This window comes from Pseudoalteromonas porphyrae, assembly GCF_001298125.1.
Taxonomy (GTDB): Bacteria; Pseudomonadota; Gammaproteobacteria; order Enterobacterales; family Alteromonadaceae; genus Pseudoalteromonas; species Pseudoalteromonas neustonica.
Window position 1 is genome coordinate 24,447 of the sequence record NZ_LHPH01000028.1, and the last position, 15,926, is coordinate 40,372.

A 15,926-nucleotide genomic window follows, 5' to 3' on the forward strand; every position below is an offset into this window, starting at 1 on the left:
CTATTAATGTGCTTGCTCCCAGTTGTCACCAACATCGGCTTCAACAATTAATGGCACATCTAGCTTCGCAGCTTCTGACATTAATCTACAAATTTCTACCGTGTATTTTTCAGCACATTCTGTTTTGATTTCAAATACTAATTCATCGTGTACTTGCATCAATAACTTCACTGTATTGGGTGCTTGCTCATGCACCCATTTGTGAACTGTCAGCATAGCTTTTTTAATGATGTCTGCCGCAGTGCCTTGCATTGGCGCATTAATCGCTGCGCGTTCAGCACCTTTACGACGAGCACCGTTGCGAGCATTAATTTCAGGTAAATGTAAGCGACGACCAAAAATGGTTTCAACATAGCCTTTTTCAGCGGCTTTTTCTCGCGTTGATTCCATGTACTCTAATACCCCCGGGAAACGCTCAAAATATTTGTCGATATAGTGCTGTGCTTCATGGCGTGGCACATCAAGTTGACGTGCTAAACCAAAGGCTGACATACCATAAATCAAACCAAAGTTTACCGCTTTCGCTTTACGGCGCATATCTGTGGTTACATCATCTAAGTCAACACCAAACACTTCAGCCGCAGTTGCACTGTGTACATCTAAGCCTTGTGCGAACGCATTCAATAAGCCTTTATCTTGCGATAAATGCGCCATTATACGTAATTCAATTTGACTGTAATCGGCAGCGACAATTTTATAACCCTCAGCGGCTATAAATGCTTCACGAATACGACGCCCTTCTTCTGAGCGAATTGGAATATTCTGTAAATTTGGATCCGTCGAGCTTAAACGCCCTGTTGCTGTCACTGCTTGATGATACGAGGTATGCACGCGGTTAGTCTGCGCATTGACCATTAGCGGTAGTTTGTCAGTGTAGGTCGATTTAAGCTTAGATAAACCACGGTGCTCAATAATAACTTTAGGCAACGGATAATCATGCGCTAATTCTTGCAGCACTTCTTCAGCGGTTGATGGGGCACCTTTTGGCGTTTTCTTAATAACTGGCAGCTCAAGCTTTTCAAACAATAATACTTGTAACTGCTTAGGTGAACTTAAATTAAATGGTTCGCCTGCTATTTCATGCGCTTCTTTTTCAAGCTCAATAAGTCGCTCACCTAAACGCTGGCTATGCGCTGCTAGCATCTTGCTATCAATCGCTACGCCGGTGCGTTCTATATCTGAAATAACACTAATTAATGGTAATTCAATTTCTTCGAATACTGATTTAAGCTTATCGTCGGCTTCAATTTTAGGCCAAAGTACTTGGTGCAATCGTAGGGTTATATCCGCATCTTCTGCTGCATACGGCGCGGCTTTTTCAAGTTCAATTTGGTTGAACGTTAGCTGTTTTTTGCCTTTACCTGCAATATCTTCAAAGCTGATATTCTTATGACCTAAATATTTTAATGCTAAAGAGTCCATATCGTGGCGTGTGCCTACACTGTTAAACACGTATGACTCAAGCATGGTATCGAACTTAATCCCTTTTAGTTCAAAACCAGCATTCGCTAATACGCTTTTATCGTATTTAAGGTTTTGCCCTACTTTGGCTTTATTTTCATCTGCTAAAATTGGCCCAATCTTCGCCATCACAGTCTCTAAACTTAATTGCTGCGGTGCGCCGGGGTAATCGTGGGCAACGGGTAAATAAACCGCTTCACCGGCCTTTATGGCAAAGCTCATGCCGACTAACTGCGCTTGCATGTAATCTAAGCTGGTTGTTTCAGTATCAAAAGCAAATAATTCAGCAGCATTTAATTGCTCAACTAACGTATCAAGCTGTGTTTCAGTAAGGATTGTTTCATAGTGAGCGTCTACCACTTGCGGCAATTCACTCACTTCACTTGGCACGGCTAAATGAGTCTCAGCATCTTTTGGATTGTCGAGTAACTCAGCCAACCAGCGGCGGAATTCACATTCACCATATAAAGCAATCAACGCATCACGATCAGGTTCTTGTAGCTTGAACGTATCTAGATCTGATTCAACCTCAACATCACACTTTATTGTCGCAAGTTCATAACTCAATGGTAAATGAGGTACTGCTGCTGCCAGCTTTTCACCTATTTTACCTTTGATCTCACTCACATGATCTAATACACCTTGTAATGATCCATATTTTTGTAACCACTTAACCGCTGTTTTTGGTCCACACCCGTCTACACCTGGTATGTTATCAACCTTATCACCCATCAAAGCTAAATAATCAATGATCAATTCAGGGCCAACACCGAACTTTTCAACCACAGTGACGGGATCTGAAATGCTATCAGTCATCGTATTGATCAAAGTAACATGCTCATTAACAAGCTGAGCCATGTCTTTATCACCCGTTGACACTAATACGTGACGTTTTTGCTCAGAAGCAATACGTGCAAACGTACCAATCACATCATCGGCTTCAACACCTTCAATGCTGATCAACGGAAAGCCCATCGCTCTAATAATATCGTGTAGTGGCGCTATCTGAGTGCGTAAATCATCCGGCATAGGCGGGCGATTGGCTTTATATTCACTGTACATATCGTTACGGAAGGTTTTACCTTTGGCATCAAAAATCACCACCATATGACTTGGATCATACTGCTTGATCAGACTTTTCATCATATTAACTACGCCATAAATAGCGCCAGTGGCTTCGCCTTTAGAGTTTGTTAAGTGCGGCGGAGAATGATAAGCACGAAATAAATACGATGAACCATCAACTAAAATAAGTGGGTTTTCGGGGATCTGAGCCATGGTGTAATTGGATCCTAAATGAGATAAAAACTAAATAATTACAAGCATGCCATAAGGCAGTACAGAAAACGACTGTGAATTAGTTACGCAAGTAATCATTAAAAGAGTAAGTTGTGGATAACTATGTAGATAACAACCACGGAAAATTCTTCCAAAGTAGTAAAAACGACTTAGAAAAAATGTAAGTTATTGTTTTATTTAAAAAGATAATACGATGTTCTTTTTTATTATTTTATTAGCTGAATGTGGAAAAAATTTTTAAGTCTTTGTTCATTCAATCTAGTTTCTCGATTATTTTAAAGCTTCTAAATAACCGGACGAGCATTCTACCACAATGGATCAAAGATCATAGCGATCCTTTATAATTTTTTCCTATTAGCAAACTTAAAAAAAAGTATATAGCGTGCTTTTACTCCGCTTAAAGTTAATTTTAAAAGTAAAATTATTTTAAATTAACTTTCTAAGATCATCAGTGATCTTATAGAAATCACGACTACGATTAGTTAACTTGCGCTTTGGACTAGGGCGTGTGGTTGTTCCCCATAAATAGACGATAACGCATTATAAATGCCAAACATGCGCTGCCCAAAGGGTTCTTCCCAGGGGAGATTAACTCTTTGTTGCCTACACCGATGTAGGTAAGGGCGTGAGCAGGACGCGGAAGCTTTGCTCGGTTTTTACTTATTCTCACTGGATGTGAGCCAGTAGAATAACGCAGGAACAGTTATCGAGCCCGCTCGATTCCAAAGCTCAAGTTAGTTGACCATGCTAAACTGATACGACTAAAACTAAAGGAGAGTAAAGGCATGAAAAAGATAGCTGTAATTTTAGCTGGTTGTGGTGTTTATGACGGCGCAGAAATCAACGAAGCTGTATTAACTTTATTACATATAGCTAAAGCAGGCGCTAGTTATCAATGTTTTGCTCCTGATATTGATCAATTGCACACCATTAATCACCTCAATGGTGAAGAAATGCAACCTAACCGTAATGTATTAGTGGAAGCCGCACGTATTGCTCGCGGTGATATAAAAGCTCTCACAGAGCTCACTGCAAATGACTTTGATGGCTTAATTATTCCTGGTGGTTTTGGTGCAGCAAAAAACCTATGTGATTTTGCTATAAAAGGATCTGATGCACAGGTGAATCCTCAGATGTTACGTGCTTGCCAAGCCTTTGCTAATGCTAATAAGCCAGCAGGCTATATGTGCATCGCCCCTGCAATGATCCCATTGATTTATAATACTGGCGTAAAAGCAACAATTGGTAATGATGCTAATACAGCACACGCCATGCAAAAATTAGGTGCTCAGCACGTTGATTGCGCAGTAAGTGACATCGTAATTGATGAACAGTACAAACTCGTGAGCACCCCTGCTTACATGTTAGCGCAATCGATTCTAGAAGCAGATGCAGGAATTGAAAAGCTAGTTGGCGCAGTATTACGCATGAGCTAGCAACCATACCCGAGCCACCTCAAGATACAGAATTCAGCGTTTCACAGGGGCTTAATATCAGGCGTTATTTTGCAACAATGGCAGTCCCTTTTAAGAAGTAACAACGATGAGAGTAAGTACCTTTAAAACACCCACCTGGTTGTTTTTAAAGAGATTTATACTGCGTTGCTTTTATAAAAGATTGATTTTAACAATAGAACGACTATTACTTGCAACCAATACCTTGCCTAAATCGCTTTAAATTCCAACGACGCTCGCATCTTGAGATGGTTTGGGTATAATAATTAGAATAACTTAGCCAGTTAGACGTTTAGCGTGGTTAAGTTATTCCACTATAAACTTCATCATGTCTAACGTGCCTAAAATACCAGCCAAGTCCCTTAAACCGACAAGTTCCATTGTGTCATTTCTTGCGCTAACGCAAAAAATATTGTTTTTTCATAATAAAAATCCATCGTAGCGTTTTATAAATGGTGGCTAAGCGTTATAATCGTTCTAAATTCCGTCATCTATCGTGATTGATCACGTTCAAATCGAAGTGAGCAAGGCAAAATGAAAAAACTATCAGCTGCATTATTATTGCTAACAACTACCGCATACGCACAGCCATATGATAACTCTATGACTGAAGATGCAATCAAAAAACGTATCGCACCTATTGGTGCCGTTTACTTTGAAGGCGCTAAAGCAGCAGTTGCTGATGTGCCTACTGGCCCTCGTACTGGCGAGCAAGTTTACCAAGCATCATGTTTTGCATGTCACGGTACAGGTGCATTAGGTGCACCTAAATCTGCTGACGATTGGACGCCTCGCTTAGCTAAAGGTGCTGACACACTTTTAGAACATGCTATTAATGGCTTTAATGCAATGCCTCCTAGAGGCACGTGTATGGACTGCTCTGATGATGAGATTCAAGCAGCTATTACGTTCATGACTAAATAGTAATACTTAATTACTTAGACTAAATAATGAAAGGCTGATTTTTATCAGCCTTTTTTATTGCCTAAGTATAAAAACAAAGTCTTATATCATTATTTTTCATTATCCCTTTCTAATACTATTATCCACTTGACGATTAAGCTAAAAAATGAAAATATAAGAATAATAAATATACAATAATAACAATCGGTCCTACGTTAGTGGAAGATAAAGCAGCTTTACTACAAAAACTAGAGCACAAGAATGCACGTTTAAATGCACTAGTACAGAAGTACAAGCAATCACATCACTTGCAAAATGCCCTGATACAATTATCAGAGCAAGCCAGTACTGTTGCCGAATTAAGCCTGCTCTACCCCGCCATACATAACATTTTGCAAGATTACGTACCAAGTAAAAGCTTTTATGTTGTTCTACTAAATCAATTTACCAATACACTTGAGCTGTCTTATTTTGCAGATGAAAAAGATGGTATTTCGGTGCCTCTTCATCAAGACCATAATTTTAGCTATGGGGTTACCGGTTATGTATTTAAATGCGGAAAAACCACCTACTATCAAGGTGATGAAATGCAGGCTGCTGCTGATAAAGGTTTATTCCGCGTGCTTGGTACGCCTGCGGAACATTGGGTTGGTGTGCCCGTCTACCGAGAGCAAAGCATAATTGGTGTATTAGTTGCGCAGAGTTACGATAAGCAACAAAGCTATAGCGAACAACAGATAGAGCTACTTGAAGTAATGTCGCTATATCTATCAACAGCAATCGAGCGGGTTAAAAAACGGGAACTACTCGAGTCAGAAGTAAAAATTAGAACGCGCGCACTCACTCAAAGTAACGAAGCACTTAACTTAGAAGTAGAGCAGCATAAAAAAACCCTAGAACGCCAGCATATTTTGTTTAAAATCTCAGAGCTTGCAACACAGAGTAAACACATAGAAGAAGTGTACCAACAAGTACATGAAATAATAAAATCAATTACTTATGCTGATAACTTATATATAGCCTTACATGACCGAGAGTCTGGTTGGCTGAGCTTCCCCTATTGCATTGATGAGTTTAATCACAATACCCAACCTCGTCCCTTTGCTAAGGGTTACAGCGAATTAGTGATCAGCACTGAACAAACGCAGTTAATTGATGATAAGCGAGCAAACATTCTCATTGATTCTGGTATAATTGAACGACCAACCCAAGTACCTGAATCACAGACTGCCACAAGCTGGCTCGGCGCTCCACTGAAAACAGCGCAAGGTGTTATTGGTCTTATTGTTTGCCAAGCCTATAGTAACAAACATAACTTTAGCCAAGATGACTTTGAACTAATTACATTTGTTTCGCATCAAATAGCGACCGTATTACAGGCTCATTTAGCTAACCAAGCATTAAAAGAAAGCCATCAAGATCTTGAACTTCGCGTTGCAGAAAAAACAAAAGAAATCAGCCAAACAAATATGCATTTGCATATGCAAATCGAAGAGCGCAAAAAAATAGAACAACAATTGTACCATGACGCTCATCATGATCCTCTTACAGGACTACCAAATCGTAGTTTGTTTTTAACCCAGTTAGAAAAAACATTACAGCATTATCAGCGCTACCCTGAGCAAGAGTTTGCAGTACTGTTTATTGATTTGGATAAATTTAAAGACATAAATGATCAACTCGGCCATCAGGCTGGAGATCAATTTTTAATCGGTGTTGGTGAGTCATTCTCCCAATGTATACGCGAACACGATTTATTAGCGCGATTAGGAGGCGATGAATTTGTTATCTTATTAACGCATTTAACCTGTCGCCAGCAAGCTGAAGACATTGCTAAAAGATTGATTAAAATAATGAAAAAACCATTTTGTATGAAAGGAATTTGCGTACAAAGTGGTGCAAGTATAGGCATTACATATTCAAAAAAGAATTATAAACATACCGATGAAATTATTAGAGATGCCGATGCCGCGATGTATTACGCAAAAAATGCAGGTCGTAGCCGTTTTGAATTTTATCATCCTCTGCTGAGTGTTAATGCAGCTTCAAGTCATCATGTGTTTGAATCAAGCCACCATTTAGACTCACTCCCGATGAATTTTCGCAGCTCTGAAATTGTTACCCTTAGTGAACAATATCAGTCAGAAACATTACTTGAAGCATTTGGAGAGCATCCTGTACTTGGCAGTACCAGTTTTGACATACTCAAGAAATTTGCAGCTGATAAAGCGCAACAATTAGAGGTTGAGTTACAACTACTGCGTAATGCATGCGAGCAAGCTAAATCGGCACAATTAGCGATGATTTTATTTCCCTGCTCAGGACTACTACTAGAAAAAACGGAATTTAGGGCCTTATGCCAATCACTTAAAAACTTGAATATTAAAAACCATATTTGCCTGTTATTTAACGAACAAGAAATTCGTTATGCATCGGCGGTACAAGTAAGTAACCTAAAAACTTTAAGCGAACAAGGATATTCAATTGGCTTAAATGACTTTGCCAAAGACCGTTGCGAGCTAAATTTATTGACCGAGTTACAGTTTGATTATTTATTGCTTAGCTCTACTTTTAGCAAACGTGTTTTGCAGCAAGAAAGCTACGATTTACAGCTGCAAGGCGTGTTAGCAATTACGAAAATAAAACAAATAAAAGTCATTGCAAAGGGCCCTTCAATTCTTAATTTTAGAGCCCTACTCGATACCCATGGATTATCACTTTTTGTTGGGAAACAACATGCGATAAACATTCCCCTTATAAAAAATGCTCCACTCAATAACGAACAGATACTTAATTAGCCCAGCCCTGGATAAACATACCCAAACCACTACTCTGGTTTTTTAAGCATCGCTCTTAAATTTGCAACACGAGCTTGGCCTTTTTCCATCCGCTGAGCTTGGGTATTTGGTGCCTTTCGATTCTCAAACTCTAAATCATCTTGCGGTAGTTCTTGTATAAATCGACTCAACTCGGTTTGTGATGTTTCGCCAAATTGACGACGAATTTTTGCATAGGTCATGGTCAACTCCTGTTGAGCACGGGTAATACCTACGTACGCCAAACGGCGCTCTTCATCTACATTATCCTCATCAATACTTACTTGGTGCGGCAGTAACCCTTCTTCCATACCGACCATAAACACGTAAGGATACTCTAAACCCTTTGATGCATGTAACGTTGATAACTGCACGGCATCGGCTTCGTCTTCTTCCTCATTACGCTCTAGCATATCGCGTAAAGTTAACTTACTCACAACTTCAGCAAGCGTTAAAGGTTGATTATCAGCATCGCCGGTTAACATATCGGTGATCCAACGATATAATTCAGAGACGTTTTTCATACGCATTTCAGCCGCTTTTGCACTTGGAGATGACTCGTACAAATAGGCTTCGTAATTTATTTGTCTCACTAAATCTTTTACTGCTTCTAACGTATCGCCACGTACTGCATTATCTGAAAGCTCAACAACCCAACGAGCAAATCCTGCCAGCGAGTTCAAACCTCGTCCCTTTAAACGGTAACCCAAGTCATTATCAAAACAAGTAGCAAATAAGCTCGCATGCTTTTCATTGGCCAAAGTGCCCAGTTTTTCAAGCGTCACTGTACCAATTTCACGTCGCGGGGTATTTACGATACGTAAAAATGCGTTATCGTCATCTTGATTAACCAATAAGCGTAGGTACGCCATAATATCTTTAATTTCTGAACGTGAGAAAAACGACATACCGCCACTAATTTTATACGGTATGCGGTTACTCATGAGTGATTTTTCAAAACCACGCGCCTGATGATTACCACGGTATAAAATAGCGTAATCTTTGTAACTGGTGCGCTTCATAAATTTATGCGAGATAATTTCTGCAACAACGCGCTCTGATTCGTGCTCTTCATCACGACAACCAATTACTTTTAACGGCTCACCATTTTCTAAATCACTAAACAGCTTTTTCTCAAATTCATGAGGATTATTGGCAATCAGAATATTAGCCGCTTTTAAAACGCGCTTCACACTACGATAATTTTGCTCTAACTTGATTAACCTTAAACCTGGGTAATCCTTGCTAAGGAGTACTAAGTTTTGTGGCCGAGCGCCACGCCAAGAATAAATAGATTGATCATCATCACCTACCACTGTAAAACGCGCACGCTCACCAACTAACAGCTTAACTAATTGATATTGGCTGGTGTTAGTATCTTGATATTCATCCACTAACAGGTAACGAAACCGTTGCTGCCAGCGCTCACGCGACGTTGCATTATTGGTAAGCAGCAACGTTGGGATCATAATCAAATCATCAAAATCCAGCGCGTTGTAAGCACGTAGCTGAATTTGATAACGCGCATACAACTGTGCAAATAACGCTTTTTGTGGTTCTCGCGCTTCGCGAATGGCTTGCTCTGGTAGAATTAATTCGTTCTTCCAGCTACCTATTTGCATTTTTAATAAGTTGAGTAAATCTTTGTCTTTTTTGAGCTCTTCTTCGGTTAAATCAGCAATCAGCTGGCTGGTATCTTGATCATCAAACAGCGAAAAACCTGGTTTAAATCCCAGTGTTGTGAGCTCTTTTTTAATGATTTCAAGCCCTAGGGTATGAAACGTAGAAACCCACAAGCCTTTAGACTCTTTTTTACCTAAGGTTTGAAAAACGCGCTCACGCATCTCTTTTGCCGCTTTATTGGTAAAGGTTACCGCTGCAATATTACGTGCTTGATACTCACATTTTTGTACTAAGTAAGCGATTTTATTAGTAATTACACGGGTTTTCCCTGAGCCAGCCCCTGCCAGCACTAGGCATGGACCACTAATATATTTTACCGCTTCATCTTGTTTAGGATTGAGTTTCATATCGACCAAAGAGATTGCATTAAAGACAGCCAATTTTAACGTAATCACTACAATACGCCTAGCCAATAAGGTAATATTGGTCATTATCATTTACGCGAGAGTAAGGGACAGACATGATCAACCCAGCAAAACTTGAAGAAATTGCCAAGCAAATTTCTAACAACATGCCACAAGGTGTTAAAAACCTTGCCGATACGTTTGAAGCAAAAACCAAACAAGCTATTCAAAATAAGCTTGCTGAGATGGACTTTGTCAGCCGCGAAGAATTTGATGTGCAAAGCCAAGTACTTATTCGCACCCGTGAAAAGCTAACCGAGCTTGAAGCCAAAGTTGCCTTATTAGAGCAGCAACTCACTAGCAGCAATGACAACACTGACTCGCAAGTATAATAACGCCCAAAATTATTTTTTCAGGCAGCTTCGGCTGCCTGATTTGTTTTAGCTCTTGCATTTACATCCTTGCCTATATACGATATGTATACGTTTTATATATTGGCAAGCGCATGGGCATTGTAAAAATCAGCGATCAACTCCACGAAGAAATTCGTAAAGCTAGTACCACTATGGTGCGTTCAATTAACTCTCAATCTGAATACTGGATAAAAATTGGCATGTTGGCCGAGCTTAATCCAACCATGACCTACGCCGAAATTATCAAACAACAACTCGCACATGCCAATGTAACAGTGGGAGAAAATTTACATGAGTGAGATAATTATTAAAACGCCCGCACAAATTGCACTAATGCGAGAGTCTGGTCGTTTGCTCGCTCGGGTCTTTGCTTATTTAGACGAGCAGGTAAAAATCGGCATCACAACGATGGAAATAAATGATTTAGTCGAGCGCTATATTGTTGATGAACTCGCCGCTCGCCCTGCCAGTAAAGGTCAATACGATTACCCTTATGTACTAAATAGTTCTGTAAATGAAGTTGTATGCCATGGTTTTCCTGACGCTAAACGAGCATTAAAGTCGGGTGATATTGTTAATCTAGATATTACTCTTGAAAAAAATGGGTATATCGCTGATTCCAGTAAAATGTATATGCTTGGTGAAGTCTCACCGCTAGCGCAACGCTTAGTTGAGAAAACCTATGAGGCAATGTGGCAAGGGATCAAACTTGTTAAGCCTGGAATAAGGTTAGGCGATATTGGCAACGCCATTGCTAACTTTGCCCACACTAATGGTTACAGTGTTGTTCGTGAATACTGCGGCCATGGCATTGGTGAGCAAATGCATGAAGAACCGCAAGTTTTGCATTACGGAAAACGCAACACCGGGGTAGAACTAAAAGAAGGGATGACCTTCACTATTGAGCCAATGATCAATCAAGGTGCCGCAAAGGTAAAAACCAAACCAGATGGCTGGACTGTGATCACCCGAGACAAGAAACTCTCTGCACAATGGGAACATACTATTGTTGTCACTGCTGATGGCTATGAAGTACTAACCTTGCGAGAAGAAGAGCTCACCAACGATTGTGTAGACTAAGCTAAACAATGCCCACTTTATTGGTAAATAATCAACTGTCTCACCTGAGCTTTGAAAAATTCTCGCCCGATCAACGCTTAGCTGATTGGGTGCAGTGTTATTGGAAAATTGGTGCTTCGGGCGCGCAAACAGCGCAATTGTTTGACGAAAAACTCTACCCAGATGCAGGCGCAAGCTTAACCATTGATTTTAGCCATGATACGCCAATCGTTAGTTTCACGTTCAATCGCCATACTCTTGCAAAAACCTTTTCTAATCACGATAGTCTATTAAGTATTCGCTTTGCTCCTACAGGCGCTTACCACCTACTCGGAATAGCATTGCATGACTTAGCTGAAGAGAGTTACTTGCTAGGCTATGACTTTACCCCTCGTTGGTATAGCAGTTTAATAGCATGCGTTGAAAAAATGCACAACAGCCCACTTACCAGCCAATTATACCTACTCGAACAATGGCTGCTCAACCAAGCTATTAGCAATAAACTTGCTAAAAGCAGCACGCTGCAGGTGATACAAAAGCTAATCCAGCATAAGAACTCTGCCACCGATATAAGCAAAGAGTTAGGATTAACACGGCGAACGTTAGAGCGGCGCTTAAAAAAAGAAGCAGGCTTGAGCCCCGGCCAATTGCAGCAATTTTATCGGCTCAAAACTGCGCGAGCATTACTAAGTAATAGTCACGCCTCAGTAACTGATATTGCATTACAGTGTGGTTATTATGATCATGCACATTTCACTCATTCGTTTCTCAATTTCACCTTTGAAACACCACAGCAATATCGCAAACGTAAAATATTAAGCATTCTCACCTAAACTACCCCACAATGTCGCAAAACTACAAGGCAGCAAACACATAATTACTTAATGTATAACCTCAATAACAATTCACTATTGAGGAAAAACATGGCTAATCGTCTATCCCAACAAGCACTATATACACTGATCCCACGCATTCCCAAGCACCTTATAGAACTAGGTAACGTTGATTTTTCAAAAAATAATGCGCTCAATCAAACCATCATCCACTTAGTTAAAATACGGGTTTCGCAAATTAATCACTGTGCGTTTTGTCTAAATATGCACATTAATGAAGCCAGAAAAAACCATGAAACTCAAGCTCGGTTAGATATTTTAAGTGAATGGCAAGAAGTCGATGCCTTTACTGATGCAGAGAAAACCGCATTAGCATGGAGTGAAGCGTTAACCACTATTAGTCAGGCAACTATCACCGACGAAATCTACCAAAGCATAATCAACGCCTTTGGCGAACAAGGCATGCTAGAATTAACAACTGTTATTTTGGAGATCAATAGCTGGAATAGAATAGCAGTTAGCCTAGAGTTTAAACCTGATATTTAAATGCACATCAAACGATGGTTATACCCAAACATACTAAAACTATATTTGGGTATAAATTATAATGTACGCTTAAACACTTCGACTGAGGCATTTTGGTATTGGCTATTTACTTCATCCGCACATGTTACAACTGATCCTAAATCATGCAAATGACCATTAGCTAAACCATACACCCAACCATGAATCGTTAACTCTTGCCCCCGAGACCATGCTTCTTGCACAATATTAGTACGGCACACATTACGCACTTGCTCAATAACATTTAGCTCAATCAAACAATTTAAACGCTCTTGCTCGGGCATGTTATTTATTTGGCTAAGGAATTTTTCTTTAACATCACCAACATGACGTAACCAATTATCAATAAGGCCAAATTTTGCATCATTAAGCACCGCTTGTACGCCACCACAGCCATAATGACCAACAACCATAATATGTTTTACTTTGAGTACTTCAACAGCGTACTGCATAACAGATAAACAATTATGATCTGTATGTACTACTACATTTGCCACATTACGATGCACAAATAACTCACCCGGCATTAAGTCCACAATCTCGTTGGCAGGGACACGTGAATCAGAGCAACCTATCCATAAGTATTCTGGGTTTTGCTGCATTGATAGAATTTTAAAAAACTCAGGATCGTCTTTGCAAGTACGCTCGGCCCAGCGTTTATTATTCTCAAATAAATTTTTTAAATTTCTCATTGCATCTCTTTTTATGACGGTAAACTTGCTTGGATCAAGATATTACGTGGGGTTAATTGCTTTTCGCAAAATGTTGTCACGCTCACTTGATAACCCTGTTGCTGCAAATATAAAGCACGATCGAGCACAAGCCAAACCTCAATTGCTCTTCTAAATACATGTCGAACCAGTTCAATGCGATCAGTCACCTTTTTGCGCATTTTCCCCTTTAGTAAAAATGACTCGTAATCAATGTCTTGAGGTAACTCTAACGATTTTTTATCCGCCGCCCATGCACAAAATGCTTTAAATGAACCGGAGAAAATAGCTTTATGTACTGAAGGCACACTAACATAGCATTGTGAGCCTGTGAGAGATTTACGCAGTGCATCAAACCCTAAGCGCCATTCAACTTCTGTCTCACGTATTTTAGCCACCCGCGATGGTGCCGTAACCATTTCCTGTAGCGCTAATTTCAAATCACGATGGCATAGGCGCAGCTCGCTTTTTTTAGCCTCAACGCTCATGCCTTGATAAGTATCCTCTGTAAATAAGTGATAGCAACACGGTGAAAAGCTGATCTGCTGCGTTTTTGCAAGGCAGGCCTGATACATAAACGTTTGATGCAATCCGCCGCAGGCATGCAAAGCAACGGCATGCAGAGCTGGATAAAAATGCTTAGCAACATTGTCTTTTAACACATCGGCCTGAGTAAATCGCATAGCCAGCCCTTGTTGTTGTGCACTTTTTTCACCTTGCTCACATAATGATTGCTGGAGTTCTATACTGTGCACATTAGAGGCTTTGTTAAATGCAAGCATTCGACCTAAATGCCCTTTCCCCGCACACCATTCTAAAATAGGTAACGCAGGCTGTGGTCGCTCAAGTGCACTGACAAAGTCTTGTAATTGTGTAAATTTACGCCCTTTAATACCATTACTTAGCCAAAAAGGATATTCATCACGATCTGTGTTTGCAGCCGTTAACTCACACAAAGAAGTAAGAGTATCCAAACCGGGTATATAGGGGCTAAAAAGTTGGTAGAGCGCATTCTGATCAGTATCCAGTTCAGCAACCTGTTCATCGCTTAATAAATCAAAAACTGGGACTAACTCAGGCCATGGTAATTCGTCAAAATCAAAAGCTGTACACTGCCAAAAATTACGGTGTGTTATTAATAGGTTATCGAGGGCTGTAAACTGCTCAGCAAGGGTCATATGATCATAAGCGGTGAAATGTGAATGTGTATATTATACGCTTTTTCTCAGCATCAGTCGTAAATAAAGCGGTATTGATAATAAAGTTAAAATAATTGCAGCGATCAACATCCAGGACATTTGTATTTCTTCAGGTCTATCATAAGAGTAGATAAACCCTTCTTTTGCGCTATTAAACACAGTCTGATCGAACTTATATAAGTCTGCGATCAATCGCCATTTAGCCATCGACATAGCGCCGAGATGAGTCCCAGGAGGTAAAATATAATCCTTTAAGACCTCAGCTTCATACGTTAATTCGCTAAGACTTTTATTAGGAGCGTAATGTTGTTGGATAACGGCAATTGACTCATCTAAATTCATCATCGCATAGCGCCACCCTTTTAAGCTCGCCTGATGAAAATTTTCCACTGTTTGTGGATGGTATAAAAGCATATTTTCGGTGGTATAAAGAATATCGCTGTAGACATTAATGCCATACTTTTGTGGGCAAATTAATCTATGTTCAACCCCCGCCTGACGCATCAAAAATGGTTCGTTAGTTACATACACCTGCATCGCATCAAGTAATCCATCAAGCCAGTCTTGGCTCCCACCACTTCCTGAATAAACGGGGAGTTTTGAAGTGTTAATACCACTGCGCTCTAGCATTACCAGTAGTTCTGCACTTTCTTTACGACTAATACTGCTAATGCGTTTATTAGCAAAATCCCTAGGATGAAAAATTTCGGAGCTTCTTTTTACCATCCAACAATACGGTGAAAATTGTAATATCGCGGCCATAGCCACCAGCGGTTTGCCATCAATTCTATGCTGTAATATTCCTGAATGGCCAACCCCAAAGTGGGCTTGTCCACCCAGTACTTTACTAAAAGTATCCGGGTTATCTGGATCCGCGGGTAAGATAGTGACATTCAAGCCAGCATCTTTATAAAAGCCTTTTTCAGCAGCCATATAATAGCCGGCAAACTGAAATTGATGGAGCCACTTCAATTGCAGTGTAACATTTTTACTGGCAAAGCTTGCTGTACTGAACAACAAAGCAGCCACACTTAGTGTTAACAACCTTTTAAATGGCAACATGCAAACCTAGCTAGGCACTTTAATTATATAACTATAGATAACAGGCTTGATAAGACCAAAAAATATGTGCAATAAACAGTATCTCGCGTTAAATACTGTTTATTGCAAAGTGCTAGGGCGTGTTGA

At 40.0% G+C, this 15,926-nt stretch carries 13 protein-coding genes; 8 read left to right on the forward strand and 5 right to left on the reverse strand.

Going from position 1 to position 15,926, the window contains the following annotated elements:
• Positions 1 to 3 precede the first annotated feature (3 nt).
• Positions 4 to 2,739, reverse strand: coding sequence for a DNA polymerase I (gene polA / locus ADS77_RS18615; RefSeq protein WP_054455773.1), 2,736 nt, complete (start codon positions 2,737 to 2,739; stop codon positions 4 to 6).
• A gap of 806 nt (positions 2,740 to 3,545) precedes the next feature.
• Here polA and elbB point away from each other — a divergent pair.
• From elbB to ADS77_RS18630, 3 genes are all read left to right on the forward strand, one after another.
• Positions 3,546 to 4,196 carry an isoprenoid biosynthesis glyoxalase ElbB gene (elbB, locus tag ADS77_RS18620; RefSeq protein WP_054455775.1) on the forward strand — a complete coding sequence of 217 codons (651 nt, stop codon included), beginning with the start codon at positions 3,546 to 3,548 and terminating at the stop codon, positions 4,194 to 4,196.
• 552 nt (positions 4,197 to 4,748) lie between these two features.
• Positions 4,749 to 5,138, forward strand: a complete 390-nt coding sequence (locus ADS77_RS18625; RefSeq protein WP_054204914.1) for a c-type cytochrome — start codon at positions 4,749 to 4,751, stop codon at positions 5,136 to 5,138.
• A gap of 197 nt (positions 5,139 to 5,335) precedes the next feature.
• Complete coding sequence (locus tag ADS77_RS18630) at positions 5,336 to 7,915, forward strand: diguanylate cyclase domain-containing protein (RefSeq protein ID WP_054204915.1); 2,580 nt, start codon at positions 5,336 to 5,338, stop codon at positions 7,913 to 7,915.
• 29 nt (positions 7,916 to 7,944) lie between these two features.
• Here ADS77_RS18630 and rep read toward each other — a convergent pair whose 3' ends face one another.
• Positions 7,945 to 9,963, reverse strand: coding sequence for a DNA helicase Rep (rep, locus tag ADS77_RS18635; RefSeq protein ID WP_054455808.1), 2,019 nt, complete (start codon positions 9,961 to 9,963; stop codon positions 7,945 to 7,947).
• A 113-nt stretch (positions 9,964 to 10,076) separates the two neighbouring features.
• Here rep and ubiK point away from each other — a divergent pair, with 113 nt between their 5' ends.
• From ubiK to ADS77_RS18660, 5 genes are all read left to right on the forward strand, one after another.
• Positions 10,077 to 10,352, forward strand: a complete 276-nt coding sequence (ubiK, locus tag ADS77_RS18640; protein ID WP_054455777.1) for a ubiquinone biosynthesis accessory factor UbiK — start codon at positions 10,077 to 10,079, stop codon at positions 10,350 to 10,352.
• A gap of 113 nt (positions 10,353 to 10,465) precedes the next feature.
• A complete protein-coding gene (locus ADS77_RS18645) occupies positions 10,466 to 10,672 on the forward strand; it encodes a ParD-like family protein (RefSeq protein WP_054204917.1) in 207 nt (68 codons plus the stop codon).
• Complete coding sequence (gene map, locus ADS77_RS18650; protein WP_054204918.1) at positions 10,665 to 11,453, forward strand: type I methionyl aminopeptidase; 789 nt, start codon at positions 10,665 to 10,667, stop codon at positions 11,451 to 11,453. Before ADS77_RS18645 ends, map begins: the two co-directional genes overlap by 8 nt.
• Before the next feature lie 8 nt (positions 11,454 to 11,461).
• A complete protein-coding gene (locus ADS77_RS18655) occupies positions 11,462 to 12,265 on the forward strand; it encodes a helix-turn-helix domain-containing protein (protein ID WP_054204919.1) in 804 nt (267 codons plus the stop codon).
• 90 nt (positions 12,266 to 12,355) lie between these two features.
• Entirely contained in the window at positions 12,356 to 12,811 is a 456-nt protein-coding gene (locus tag ADS77_RS18660) for a carboxymuconolactone decarboxylase family protein (protein WP_054204920.1), read from the forward strand.
• A gap of 56 nt (positions 12,812 to 12,867) precedes the next feature.
• Here ADS77_RS18660 and can read toward each other — a convergent pair whose 3' ends face one another.
• From can to ADS77_RS18675, 3 genes are read right to left on the reverse strand one after another with little or no spacing between them, the layout of a single operon-like run.
• Positions 12,868 to 13,521, reverse strand: a complete 654-nt coding sequence (gene can, locus ADS77_RS18665) for a carbonate dehydratase (protein WP_054204921.1) — start codon at positions 13,519 to 13,521, stop codon at positions 12,868 to 12,870.
• Positions 13,522 to 13,532: 11 nt separating this feature from the next.
• Entirely contained in the window at positions 13,533 to 14,717 is a 1,185-nt protein-coding gene (locus ADS77_RS18670) for a methyltransferase (RefSeq protein WP_054455779.1), read from the reverse strand.
• A gap of 33 nt (positions 14,718 to 14,750) precedes the next feature.
• Positions 14,751 to 15,800, reverse strand: coding sequence for an ABC transporter substrate-binding protein (locus tag ADS77_RS18675; protein ID WP_082355724.1), 1,050 nt, complete (start codon positions 15,798 to 15,800; stop codon positions 14,751 to 14,753).
• Positions 15,801 to 15,926: the final 126 nt, after the last annotated feature.

Bases quoted from the DNA above. Each gene is read 5' to 3' on its own strand.
- polA (WP_054455773.1), bottom strand. From the start codon at position 2,739: ATGGCTCAGATCCCCGAAAACCCACTTATTTTAGTTGATGGTTCATCG.
- elbB (WP_054455775.1), top strand. From the start codon at position 3,546: ATGAAAAAGATAGCTGTAATTTTAGCTGGTTGTGGTGTTTATGACGGC.
- ADS77_RS18625 (WP_054204914.1), top strand. From the start codon at position 4,749: ATGAAAAAACTATCAGCTGCATTATTATTGCTAACAACTACCGCATAC.
- rep (WP_054455808.1), bottom strand. From the start codon at position 9,963: ATGAAACTCAATCCTAAACAAGATGAAGCGGTAAAATATATTAGTGGT.
- ubiK (WP_054455777.1), top strand. From the start codon at position 10,077: ATGATCAACCCAGCAAAACTTGAAGAAATTGCCAAGCAAATTTCTAAC.
- ADS77_RS18645 (WP_054204917.1), top strand. From the start codon at position 10,466: ATGGGCATTGTAAAAATCAGCGATCAACTCCACGAAGAAATTCGTAAA.
- map (WP_054204918.1), top strand. From the start codon at position 10,665: ATGAGTGAGATAATTATTAAAACGCCCGCACAAATTGCACTAATGCGA.
- ADS77_RS18655 (WP_054204919.1), top strand. From the start codon at position 11,462: ATGCCCACTTTATTGGTAAATAATCAACTGTCTCACCTGAGCTTTGAA.
- ADS77_RS18660 (WP_054204920.1), top strand. From the start codon at position 12,356: ATGGCTAATCGTCTATCCCAACAAGCACTATATACACTGATCCCACGC.
- can (WP_054204921.1), bottom strand. From the start codon at position 13,521: ATGAGAAATTTAAAAAATTTATTTGAGAATAATAAACGCTGGGCCGAG.
- ADS77_RS18670 (WP_054455779.1), bottom strand. From the start codon at position 14,717: ATGACCCTTGCTGAGCAGTTTACAGCCCTCGATAACCTATTAATAACA.
- ADS77_RS18675 (WP_082355724.1), bottom strand. From the start codon at position 15,800: ATGTTGCCATTTAAAAGGTTGTTAACACTAAGTGTGGCTGCTTTGTTG.